The following is a 12,003-nucleotide window of genomic DNA, read 5'->3' as shown; positions in this document are numbered from 1 at the left end:
TCACGCCGACGTGCCGCCCGCAAAGAATCTGACGCTGCATCAGAAAATGTCTTCCCTCCGCCGCGCCGCTGCGGCATCCTGCCGCCCATGAAGACGGAGCTGAGTCGCACCCTGGGGATCGAGCACGCCATCTTCGGCTTCACGCCCTTCCCCGCGGTGGCCGCCGCGCTCACCAGAGCCGGCGGGTTCGGCGTCCTCGGCGCGGTCCGCTACACCGCGCCCGACGACCTCGCCCGCGACCTCGACTGGATGCAGGAGCACACCGACGGCCTGCCCTACGGCCTCGACGTCGTGATGCCCGCGAAGAAGGCGGTCGAGGGCGTCACCGAGGCCGAGATCGAGGCGATGATCCCCGAGGAGCACCGCGCGTTCGTCCGCGCCACCCTCGCCGAGCACGGCGTCCCCGAACTGGCCGGGGGCGAGGCCTCCGGCTGGCGGATCACCGGCTGGATGGAGCAGGTCGCCCGGAACCAGCTCGACGTGGCCTTCGACTACCCCATCAGGCTCCTCGCCAATGCCCTGGGACCGCCGCCGCCCGACGTCGTCGCCCGCGCCCACGACCACGGCGTCCTCGTCGCCGCCCTCGCCGGCAGCGCCCGTCACGCCCGTCACCACGCCGACGCCGGCATCGACGTCGTCGTCGCCCAGGGGTACGAGGCCGGCGGCCACACCGGCGAGATCGCCTCCATGGTCCTCACCCCCGAGGTCGTCGACGCCGTCTCCCCGCTGCCCGTGCTCGCCGCCGGCGGCATCGGCAGCGGCGAGCAGATCGCCGCCGGACTCGCCCTCGGCGCCCAGGGCGTCTGGCTCGGCTCCGTCTGGCTCACCACCACCGAGGCCGAGCTGCACTCCCGCGCCCTCACCGCCAAGCTCCTCGCCGCCGGCTCCGGCGACACGGTCCGCTCCCGTGCCCTGACCGGCAAGCCCGCCCGTCAGCTCCGCACCGAGTGGACCGACGCCTGGGACGACCCGGCGGGGCCCGGCCCGCTCCCCATGCCGCTCCAGGGACTCCTGGTCGCCGAGGCCGTCTCCCGCATCCAGAAGTACGAGGTCGAGCCGCTCCTCGGCACCCCCGTCGGCCAGATCGTCGGCCGGATGAACTCCGAGCGCAGCGTCCAGGAGGTCGTCGACGACCTCACCCGCGGCTTCGAGAGGGCCGTCGACCGCATCAACCGCATCGCCGGACGGAGCGCCCAGTGAACAACGGTCCCACCGCAAGCCGGCCCTCCACCGCAAGCCGGCCCTCCACCGGAAGCCGGACGCCCACCGGGCCCCAGGCCCCCGCCGGATTCTGGGCCCAGGCCGCCGCCGACCCGGGCCGCACCGTCCTCGTCGCGCCCGACGGCGAGGAGTGGAGCGCCGGCCGGCTGCACGCCGAGGCCAACCGGCTCGTCAACGGACTGCGCGCCGCCGGACTCGAACGCGGCGACGCGTTCGCCGTCGTCCTGCCCAACGGCCCCGAGTTCTTCACCGCCCATCTCGCCGCCACCCAGGCCGGCTTCTACCTCGTCCCCGTCAACCACCACTTCGTCGGTCCCGAGATCGCCTGGATCGTCGCCGACTCCGGCGCCAAGGTCCTGGTGGCGCACGAGCGCTTCGCCGAGGCGGTCACCCTCGCCGCCGACGAGGCCGGGCTCGCGCCCACCCACCGGTACGCCGTCGGCACCGTCCCCGGCTTCCGCCCGTACGCCGAACTGCTCGACGGACAGGACGGATCCGCGCCCGCCGACCGCACGCTCGGCTGGGTCATGAACTACACCTCCGGCACCACCGGCCGGCCCCGGGGCATCCGCCGCCCGCTCCCCGGGAAGCTCCCCGAGGAGACCCATCTCGGCGGCTTCCTCGGCATCTTCGGCATCCGGCCCGCCGACGGCAACGTCCACCTCGTCTGCTCGCCGCTCTACCACACCGCCGTGCTCCAGTTCGCGGCCGCCGCCCTGCACATCGGCCACCCGCTCGTCCTCATGGACCGGTGGGCGCCCGAGGAGATGCTCCGGCTGATCGACCGGTACGCGTGCACCCACACCCACATGGTCCCCACCCAGTTCCACCGTCTGCTCGCCCTCCCGGCGGAGGTGCGGGAGCGGTACGACGTCTCCTCGATGCGCCACGCCATCCACGGCGCCGCGCCCTGCCCCGAGCACGTCAAGCGGGCGATGATCGACTGGTGGGGCCGGTGCGTCGAGGAGTACTACGCGGCCAGTGAGGGCGGCGGCGCCTTCGCCACCGCAGAGGAGTGGCTCAAGAGGCCCGGGACCGTCGGCCGGGCCTGGCCCATCAGCGAACTCGCCGTCTTCGACGACGACGGGAAGCGGCTGCCGCCCGGTGAACTCGGCACCGTCTACCTCAAGATGAACACCGGCGGCTTCCAGTACCACAAGGACGAGGCGAAGACCGCGAAGAACCGCATCGGCGACTTCTTCACCGTCGGCGACCTCGGCGTCCTCGACGAGGACGGCTACCTCTTCCTCCGCGACCGGAAGATCGACATGATCATCTCCGGCGGGGTCAACATCTACCCCGCCGAGATCGAGGCGGCGCTGCTCGCCCACCCCGCCGTCGCGGACGCCGCCGCCTTCGGGATCCCGCACGCCGACTGGGGCGAGGAGGTCAAGGCGGTCGTCGAGGCGGCCGAGGGGCACGAGCCGGGGCCCGCGCTCGCCGCCGAGATCCTGGCCCACTGCGGCGGCCGCCTGGCCGGCTTCAAACGCCCGAAGTCGGTCGACTTCGTCCCGGCCATGCCCCGCGACCCCAACGGCAAGCTGTACAAGCGCCGCCTCCGCGAGCCGTACTGGGAGGGCCACGAGCGCCCGCTCCCGTCCGGCCCGTGAGAAATCCGGCCCGTGCCGGAGGCGCGGCCGGGTCAGGGTGCGGCGGTCGATCGGGGTGATCGGGTCGATCCGGCCCCGGCGGAGTCGCGGGGGAGGCGGAACCGGTCGCGCTCGACCTGGTCCTGGTCCACCACGGCCTGCAGTTCCCCGCCGCCTCGTGGAAGCGGGTCCGGACCCGGCTCGGTGCGGGCCCGTGGTCGCGGCTCCGGACCCGCCGCGACGTGCCGGGCACCCTGCACGCCCAGTACTGCGAGGACCGGCGCATCGGCTCCACGGAGCCCGCCGGGTCCGGGAACTGACGCCCCGGGAGGTCGAAGGCGCCGCCCTCACCGGGCTGGTGGGGGCGGCCCCCGCCGACCGGCGGGGGAGGGTCGGCTCCGTCGCCGGGGCCCTCGCCGCCCGCGAACGCGGTCCCGCCGGTCACGCGACTGAACGAAACGGGCGAAAAGCCCTTCTTGTGGCAGGATGCGGATCATGGGTTCGAGCACGGCAACGTTGACACGGCAGTGGACCACCTGGGGGCCGGTGGTGGCGGCGCTTGTGCTCGGCCTCGCCTGGGGGCGGGACCTCCCGGGCTTCGCGGTGGCGATCGTCGTCGTCTGTCTGTTCGCCGCGGTGCTCTCGGCCGTCCACCACGCCGAGGTCATCGCCCACCGCGTCGGCGAACCCTTCGGCTCCCTCGTCCTCGCCGTGGCCGTCACCGTCATCGAGGTCGGACTGATCGTCATGCTGATGATCGGGGGCGGCGACAAGGCGACGAGCTACGCCCGGGACACGGTCTTCGCCGCCGTCATGATCACGTGCAACGGCATCGTCGGCCTCTCCCTGCTCGTCGGTGCGCTGCGCAACCGGATCGCCGTGTTCAACGCGGAGGGTTCCGGCGGCGAGCTCGCGATCGTCTGCACGCTCGCGACCATGACGCTGGTCCTGCCGACGTTCACGACGACCCATCCGGGCCCCGAGTTCTCCGCCGGACAGCTCGCCTTCGCGGCCGTCTCCTCGCTGCTCCTCTACGGGGTCTTCGTCGCCGTCCAGACGGTCCGGCACCGCGACTACTTCCTGCCCGTGCCACGCCCCGACCGGGGGATCCCGGAGTCGGAGGACGAGCACGCCGCGCCGCCGACCGCCCGCGACGCCTGGTTCAGCCTCGGCCTGCTCGTGGTCGCGCTCGTCGCCGTCGTCGGCAACGCCAAGCTCGTCTCGCCCACCATCGAGGACGCCGTCGCCTCCGCGGGCCTGCCCAAGGCGGTCGTCGGCGTGGTCATCGCCCTGATGGTGCTGCTGCCCGAGACGCTCGCCGCCGTGCGCGCGGCGAGCCGGGACCGCATGCAGACCAGCATGAACCTGGCGTACGGTTCGGCCATCGCCAGCATCGGCCTGACGATCCCGTCGATCGCGCTCGCGTCGATCTGGCTGGACGGGCCCCTGATCCTGGGCCTGGGGGCCCTCCACATGGTGCTGCTCGTGCTCACCGCCGTGGTGAGCGCCCTGACCGTGGTGCCCGGGCGCGCCACCCTCCTGCAGGGCAGCGTCCACCTCTCGATCTTCGCCGCCTTCGTCTTCCTGTCGTTCAGCCCGTGAGGCGCCCGTTCACCCCCTGACGACCACCACCCGCAGGCCGGGCGAGCGCAGGATGTCCTTCTCGCAGAACCGGGAGGTCACCCAGCGCCCGTCCGCGAACAGCCGGGTCTGGTCGCTGTAGTGCGGGGACGCCGGGTTCGACGACTGGGAGTACGAGAGCAGGGTCCGGGCCACCGGGCACCGGCCGCCGTCCCAGCCCACGGCCTGCACGTGGCTGGTCCCGTGCGCGACCTCCACGTAACCGCCGCCCGCCGCGTTCCACACGGGCTCGACCTTGTTCCAGACGCCCAGCGACTCGGTCCCGCCGCTCACCGGGATCCGCTCCCCGTTCCGTACGACGAACTGGTGGGCGCCGAGCGGCGCGTCCAGCGCGATGCCCGCCGCCCGCAGCTCCGCCGCCGCGTCCGCGAGGGCCTTCGCGAACTCGGGCAGCCCGGTGTTCAGGGTGTTCGGGGTGCGGACCGGGTCGGCCGCGGAGAACGGCACCTTCCACTGGTCGGCCGGCCTCACCGTGCCCGTGAACTTCCGCCAGAACCGGTCGAAGAGCAGCGCACCCCGGCTGCCGGTGTCCGTCGTCCGGTCCCAGGCCCCGATCACCCGGCAGACCTCCGGGTCCTCCGGCAGCGCCGCCGCACACGCCCCGGCCGCGTCGCCGGCCGCCATGTCACCGGCCGGCACCCGGTTCGCGAACTGCTGGCGCTGGAGGTCGGCCACCGTGAGCCGGCCCCGGTCCGCCATGGCCGCCACGTCCTCGATCCCGCCCCGGGTGCGCAGCGAGCGCGGCGTCGCGACCGTGCCGAAGATCCGCTCGTAACCCGTCAGCGGCCGGTCGGCGTTGGCCAGCCAGGCGCTGTCGTTGGAGTTCTCCACGTACGGCGCGTCCCGCAGGACCGGCGTCTTCGCCGGGCCGAAGACGCCCGGCTGCACCGCGTCGGGGTCGGAGCCGAGCGCGCAGTCCGACCGCGAGCCGTCGAGCACGGCGACGCCCGAGGCCGGGTAGGTGGCCCGGCCGAGCGGGGTGGAGCAGCGCGCGGCGAGCTCGTCGGTGATCCGGGGGAGCACCTGGGACTGGGCGAAGAGCGAGTGTCCGGCCGAGTCCGCCGCGATCGTGTTGACCCACGGGAGCCCCTGCGTGCGCCTCAGGGCGTCGGCGACGTCCCGCGTGGAGCGGGCCCTGCCGAAGCCGAGCGCGGTGTCGGAGCCCCGCAGGTTGAGCGCGTTGGGGTCGTTCAGCGCGTACGCCGTGGTCGCGGTCCACGGCAGCGGCAGCTGCGCCCCGAGGCCGCCGACGACCGGTCCGTACCGGGTCCACCACTGGGTACGGGTGACGGGCGCGCCGTCCTTCACGGCGACGGTCACCGCGCGCGGGGTCATCCGCTCCGGCTTCCCGTCCACCAGGTAGGAGGTCGGGTCGCCGGGCGCGAGCGCCAGCTGGTGCAGGTTGAGGGGCACCCCGGTGGCGACGGTGTGGCTCCAGGCGACCTTGTCGTTGAAGCCGATGTTGACGACGGCCGTGCCCAGGAGCGAGGCGCCGGAGACGTTCAGCTCGCCCGGGATGGTCTGCTGAGACTGCCAGAACCGGCGGCCGCCCTGCCACGGGTAGTGCGGGTTCCCCAGGAGCAGCCCGCGCCCGCCGGCCGTCGCGGCCCCGGAGAACGCGACGGCGTTGGAGCCCATGGTGGCGTTCTCGGGAGCGAACAGCGCGCGTGCCGCCTCGGCGGCTTCGTCCGGATCGGGGACGGAGCCGGAGCCGGAGCCGGAGCCGGAGCCGGAGCCGGAGCCGGTGCCGGAGCCGGCGGCGGTGCGCGGGGTCGCCGGGGGAGAGGCCGGGGGCCGGGCGGCCGTGATGCCGTCCACGGCCCTGCCCTGGCCGCCGAGCACCGAGACGGCGAAGCCGCGCCGGGCCACGTCGAGCGCGGTCACCGGACGCACCCAGTCGGCGCCCGCACAGGCCGGATCGGTGACGCGGTTCTTCCGCAGCCAGGCGTCGTAGCCGGCCGCCCAGCCGCGCATCAGCTCCTTCAGGTCCCGGCTCGGTCCGGCCGGCGCCGGGGTGTCGAGCAGGTCCTCGACCGTTCCCGCGTCCTTCACGCCGCGGAAGTACAGGTCGCTGGAGAGGTTCGTGGCGGCGGAGGAGAGCGAACCGTCGGGGGCGGCGTCCGGGCCGAAGTACCGGGAGCGCTCCCCGTTCACGGTCAGGAAGCCGTCGGCGAGCACACAGACCTGGTCGGCGGCCTGGGCCCAGCCCGTGCCGAATCCGAGGTTCGCGTAGTCCTTCGCCACGATGTGCGGGACGCCGTACTCGGTGTAGCGGATGACGGCCGACAGGCCCCGGTCGGCGGGGTGACGGTCCCGGTCGCCGGGGTCGGCGGCCGCCGCGCCGGGCAGCGAGGCCATGACGACGGCGAGGGCCGCGCCGGCGAGCGCCAGGTGTTCCAGACGGGTACGGAGGTGCAAGGTGCCTCCCAACGGGCTGACGGGCACTGCGGGTCGGACCATGCACGCAGCTGCCCGCCCCCTTGTCAACGTCCCGTTCGGTATCCGAGGTCCGCGCGGACACGGCGCCCCCGCCCGGTACTTGACCTTCCGTGCGTCCCGCGCCGAGGATCACCGCATGGACCGACTCCTCAGCCGTACCGTCGACGGCTGCCTGCGCGCGAGCGCCCGGCGCGTGCCCGACCGGATCGCCGTGCGGTACGCCGACCGGACCTGGACGTACGCGGAGCTGGACGCGGCCGTCTCCACGGCCGCCGCCGTCCTGCGCGGGCCGGAGCACGGGATCGCCCTGCCGGAGTACGCCCGCGTCGCCGCGTACGGCCACAACTCGGACGCCTACCTCGTCGCGTTCCTCGCCTGCGCCCGGGCCGGCCTGATCCACGTGCCGGTCAACCACCACCTGACCGGCGAGGACCTCGCGTACGTCCTGGAGCAGTCGGACAGCTCGCTCGTGCTCGCCGACCCCGCCCTCGCCGACCGGATCCCCGAGGGCTTCGCGGTCAAGGCCCTGCGGGACGCGCCCGGTTCACTGCTCGACGCGCTCGCCGAACCGGAGGAGCACCTCACCGACCGCGACGCCCGCGACCTCGCCCAGCTGCTCTACACCTCGGGCACCACCGCGCTCCCCAAGGGCGCGATGATGACCCACCTCGCGCTCGCCCACGAGTACGCGAGCGCGATCGAGGCCCTCGACCTGAGCGAGGACGACCGGCCGGTGCACGCGCTGCCGCTCTACCACTCGGCGCAGATGCACGTCTTCCTGCTGCCCTACCTCGCCGTCGGCGCCGAGAACACGATCGTCGACGGGCCCGACCCGGACGTCCTGTTCGACCTGATCGAGGCGGGCCGCGCCGACAGCCTCTTCGCCCCGCCGACCGTCTGGATCGGTCTCGCCGACCACCCCGACTTCGCCGCCCGCGACCTCTCGGCCCTGCGCAAGGCCTACTACGGGGCCTCGATCATGCCCGTGCCCGTCCTGGAGCGGCTGCGCGCCCGGCTTCCGGGGCTCGCCTTCTACAACTGCTTCGGCCAGTCGGAGATCGGCCCGCTCGCCACCGTCCTCGGTCCCGACGAGCACGAGGGCCGGATGGACTCCTGCGGCCGTCCCGTGCGCCACGTCGAGGCCCGCGTCGTCGGCGAGGACGGGGAGGACGTGCCCGACGGCACTCCGGGGGAGATCGTCTACCGCTCCCCGCAGCTGTGCGAGGGCTACTGGCGCAAGCCCGACGAGACCAGGGCGGCCTTCCGGGGCGGCTGGTTCCACTCGGGGGACCTCGCGGTCCGCGACGCCGAGGGCTACCTCACGATCGTCGACCGGGTGAAGGACGTCATCAACTCCGGTGGCGTGCTCGTCGCCTCCCGCCAGGTCGAGGACGCGCTCTACACCCACCCGGGCGTCGCGGAGGCAGCCGTCATCGGCCTGCCCGACGAGCGGTGGATCGAGGCGGTCACGGCCGTCGTCGTCCCGCGCGGGGAGGTCACCGAGGCCGAACTCCTCGATCACGCCCGCGAGAGGCTCGTCCGGTTCAAGGTGCCGAAGCGGGTCCTCCTCGTGGACGCGCTTCCCCGCAACGCCAGCGGCAAGATCCTCAAGCGGGAGCTGAGGGACCGCTTCGGCACCCCGTGACACCGTGACGCCCCGGGCGTCACGGCCCTCAGCCCTCGCGCTCCTCCATCACGCAGAGGACGTTGCCCTCGCTGTCCTTGAACCAGGCGCCCCGCATCGTGTCCGACTCGACCACGCCGTCGACCGTCTTGATGCCGGGGAGGTCGTAGTCCTCGAAGGTCACGCCCTTGGAGCGGAGCGTCGACATCTCCGCGTCGAGGTCGGCGACCTTCCAGCTCGCCAGGGTGTGCTCGGCCTTGCCGCCGTAGGGCGTCTCGTAGAGGCCGATGATCGTGCCACCGCACTCGTACCTGGTGTCCTCCGACGACTCCTTCGTGAGGGGCAGACCGAGGGTCTCCGAGTAGAACTGCTTGGCCCGGTTCATGTCATTGACCGGAATGATCGCGGCTATGGGTGAGTCCGACAGCATCGCAACCACCTCCTTCCCCCAGGCTACGCGCCCCGGAGGTCCACGATCCGCTTGATCTTGCCCACCGAGCGCTCCAGCGTCTCCGGGTCGACGACCTCCACGTCCACGGAGACCCCGACCCCGTCCTTCACCGCCGCCGCGACCGCCCGGGCCGCCGCCTCGCGCTCCTCGGGCGTCGCGTCCGGACGGGCCTCGGCCCGCACGGTCAGGGCGTCGAGCCGGCCCTTCCGGGTCAGCCGCAGCTGGAAGTGCGGAGCCACGCCCGGGGTGCGGAGCACGATCTCCTCGATCTGGGTGGGGAAGAGGTTCACCCCGCGCAGGACGATCATGTCGTCACTGCGCCCGGTGACCTTCTCCATCCGGCGGAACACCCGCGCGGTCCCCGGCAGCAGACGGGTGAGGTCACGGGTCCGGTAGCGGACCACCGGCATGGCCTCCTTGGTGAGCGAGGTGAAGACCAGCTCGCCCTCCTCCCCGTCGGGCAGCACCTCGCCGGTGAACGGGTCCACGACCTCCGGGTAGAAGTGGTCCTCCCAGATGTGCAGGCCGTCCTTGGTCTCCACGCACTCCTGCGCCACCCCGGGGCCGATCACCTCCGACAGGCCGTAGATGTCGACCGCGTCGATCGCGAACCGCTCCTCGATCTCCCCGCGCATCTCCTCCGTCCACGGCTCCGCGCCGAAGACGCCGACCTTCAGCGAGGTCGACCGCGGGTCCACGCCCTGCCGCTCGAACTCGTCGAGCAGCGTCAGCATGTAGGAGGGGGTCACCATGATGATCTCGGGCCGGAAGTCCTGGATGAGCTGCACCTGCCGGGCCGTCATGCCGCCGGACGCCGGGATCACCGTGCACCCGAGCCGCTCCGCGCCGTAGTGGGCGCCGAGCCCGCCGGTGAACAGGCCGTACCCGTACGCCACGTGGACCTTGTGTCCGGGGCGCGCCCCGGCCGCGCGCAGGGAGCGGGCCACCACGTCCGCCCAGGTGTCCAGGTCGGCCTGGGTGTAGCCGACGACGGTCGGCCGGCCGGTGGTGCCGCTGGAGGCGTGGATCCGCCGGATCCGGGACCGGTCGACGGCGAACATCCCGAAGGGGTAGTGCTCGCGCAGGTCCGACTTGGCGGTGAACGGGAAGCGGGCCAGGTCCGCGAGCGTACGGCAGTCGTCCGGGGACAGCCCGGCCGCGTCGAAGGAGCGCCGGTAGAAGTCCACGTTCTCGTACGCGTGCCGCAGGGTCGCGCGCAGCCGCTCCAGCTGGAGGGCCGCGAGCTCCTCGCGCCCGAGCCGTTCGCCGCTGTCCAGCAGTTCCGTCATGCGCCGCTCCTCCGCCGTCGTAAAACGGACAACCGATCATTCGGTTGATCCGTTCGGGGCCAGTAAAACCGGAGGCCCCCGGGGGTTGGCAAGGGGCCGGGAGAACTTTTCCCGCCAGGTGGCCGTCGGGCGCCCGCCCGGACGGCGGAGCGTGCACGGCGCTCACGGGGTGGCCGCCGTGGCCCGGCGCTCCCACCCGTTCGCGCCGCACCCGGATGACGTACACCGCCGTGCGTTACATCTGGATGCGGAGAGTGACGTACGAGTCCGCGAACGCCCCAGAAAGCGAGTCACCCATGTCGGTCGACACCGAGCCGGCGGCCACCCCGCCCGCCCTCGAGCTCCGCCAGGTGCAGCTCAGCCTCAGCACCGCCGCCGCCCGCAACCTCGCCACCACCACCAAGTCCGAACCCCAGATGCAGGGCATCAGCTCCCGCTGGCTGCTCCGCAAGCTCCCCTGGACCCACACCCCCGGCGGCGTCTACCGGGTCAACCGGCGCCTCTCGTACGTGGTCGGCGACGGCCGCGTCACCTTCGTCAAGAGCGGCTCCAGGGTCGAGGTCATCCCCGCCGAGCTGGCCGAACTCCCGCTGCTGCGCGGCTTCGACGACCCCTCCGCGCTCGGCGCCCTCGCCGAACGCTTCGTCCAGCAGGAGTACGAGCCCGGCCAGATCATCGTGAACGCCGGCAGGCCGGCCGACCACGTCCACCTCGTCGCGCACGGCAAGATCGAGAAGCTCGGCACCGGACAGTACGGCGACGAGACCCTCCTCGGCCGGCTCGGCGACGGCGACACCTTCGGCTGTCAGGCGCTCGCCGGGGACGGGACGTGGGACTTCACCGCCAGGGCCGTCACCGCCGTCACCCTCCTCGCCCTGCCCCGCACCGCCTACCTGGCCGTGGCCGAGCAGTACGAGAACCTCCGCGACCACGTCCGGGGCGCCGGGACGAACGGCCACCGCCGCCCCACCAACCGGGCCGGCGAGGCGGCCATCGAGCTCAGCGCCGGCCACGTCGGAGAGGCCGCGCTGCCCGGCGCGTACGCGGACTACGAACTCAGGCCGCGCGAGTACGAACTCAGCGTCGCCCAGACCGTCCTGAAGGTCCACACCCGCGTCGCCGACCTCTACAACCAGCCGATGAACCAGACGGAGCAGCAGCTCCGCCTGACCGTCCAGGAGCTCCGCGAGCGCCAGGAGCACGAGCTCGTCAACAACCCCGAGTTCGGGCTGCTCCACAACACCGACTTCGACCAGCGCATCCAGACCCACTCGGGACCGCCGACCCCCGACGACCTCGACGACCTGCTCAGCATGCGCCGCGACACCGACTACCTCTTCGCCCACCCCCGGGCCATCGCCGCCTTCGGCAAGGAGTGCAACAAGCGCGGGCTCGTGCTCGGCACCGTCGACGTCGAGGGACGCCACATGCCGGCCTGGCGCGGGGTCCCCCTCCTCCCCTGCGGGAAGATCCCGGTCACCGACCGGCAGAGCTCCTCGATCATCGCCGTCCGTACCGGCGAGGACAACGAGGGCGTCATCGGACTCCACCAGACCGGCCTGCCCGACGAGATCGAGCCCGGCCTCAACTGCCGCTTCATGGGCATCGACGAGAAGGCGATCATCTCCTACCTCGTCTCCGCCTACTACTCCGCCGCGATCCTCGTGCCGGACGCGGTCGGCATCCTGGAGAACGTCGAGGTGCGTCCGCGCGCCTGACCGCCGGCCGGGCGAAACCCGTTGCCCGTCC

The 12,003-nt window shown here is 73.0% G+C and carries 8 protein-coding genes; 5 read left to right on the top strand and 3 right to left on the bottom strand.

What is annotated here, in order from left to right:
* Nucleotides 1-87 precede the first annotated feature (87 nt).
* The 3 genes from ACZ66Z_RS19420 (at nt 88) to ACZ66Z_RS19410 (ending at nt 4,412) form a co-directional block, all read left to right on the top strand.
* Entirely contained in the window at nt 88-1,200 is a 1,113-nt protein-coding gene (locus ACZ66Z_RS19420; RefSeq protein WP_469935478.1) for an NAD(P)H-dependent flavin oxidoreductase, read from the top strand.
* Nucleotides 1,197-2,831 (top strand): acyl-CoA synthetase, encoded by a 1,635-nt coding sequence (locus ACZ66Z_RS19415; RefSeq protein ID WP_469935476.1) that lies wholly within the window; start codon nt 1,197-1,199, stop codon nt 2,829-2,831. The genes ACZ66Z_RS19420 and ACZ66Z_RS19415 overlap by 4 nt, the downstream gene beginning before the upstream one ends.
* Nucleotides 2,832-3,305: 474 nt before the next feature.
* Nucleotides 3,306-4,412 carry a calcium:cation antiporter gene (locus ACZ66Z_RS19410; RefSeq protein ID WP_469935474.1) on the top strand — a complete coding sequence of 369 codons (1,107 nt, stop codon included), beginning with the start codon at nt 3,306-3,308 and terminating at the stop codon, nt 4,410-4,412.
* A 9-nt stretch (nt 4,413-4,421) separates the two neighbouring features.
* On the opposite strand, the gene ACZ66Z_RS19405 is transcribed toward ACZ66Z_RS19410, so the two are convergent.
* Nucleotides 4,422-6,869, bottom strand: a complete 2,448-nt coding sequence (locus ACZ66Z_RS19405) for a penicillin acylase family protein (RefSeq protein ID WP_469935472.1) — start codon at nt 6,867-6,869, stop codon at nt 4,422-4,424.
* A 157-nt stretch (nt 6,870-7,026) separates the two neighbouring features.
* Here ACZ66Z_RS19405 and ACZ66Z_RS19400 point away from each other — a divergent pair, with 157 nt between their 5' ends.
* On the top strand, nt 7,027-8,535 hold the full coding sequence (locus ACZ66Z_RS19400) for a fatty acyl-CoA synthetase (protein ID WP_469935470.1): 1,509 nt from the start codon (nt 7,027-7,029) through the stop codon (nt 8,533-8,535).
* A 28-nt stretch (nt 8,536-8,563) separates the two neighbouring features.
* On the opposite strand, the gene ACZ66Z_RS19395 is transcribed toward ACZ66Z_RS19400, so the two are convergent.
* On the bottom strand, nt 8,564-8,944 hold the full coding sequence (locus tag ACZ66Z_RS19395; protein ID WP_469935468.1) for a VOC family protein: 381 nt from the start codon (nt 8,942-8,944) through the stop codon (nt 8,564-8,566).
* A 23-nt stretch (nt 8,945-8,967) separates the two neighbouring features.
* Entirely contained in the window at nt 8,968-10,254 is a 1,287-nt protein-coding gene (gene paaK, locus ACZ66Z_RS19390; RefSeq protein ID WP_469935466.1) for a phenylacetate--CoA ligase PaaK, read from the bottom strand.
* Between the two features lie 296 nt (nt 10,255-10,550).
* On the opposite strand from paaK, the gene ACZ66Z_RS19385 reads away from it, so the two are divergent.
* Complete coding sequence (locus tag ACZ66Z_RS19385; RefSeq protein WP_469935464.1) at nt 10,551-11,972, top strand: family 2B encapsulin nanocompartment shell protein; 1,422 nt, start codon at nt 10,551-10,553, stop codon at nt 11,970-11,972.
* Nucleotides 11,973-12,003 lie beyond the last annotated feature (31 nt).

It is taken from the genome of Streptomyces sp. NPDC107498 (genome assembly GCF_055582805.1).
The sequence above is the reverse complement of the archived record's forward strand: the minus strand, read 5'-3'. Positions and strand labels throughout refer to the sequence as shown.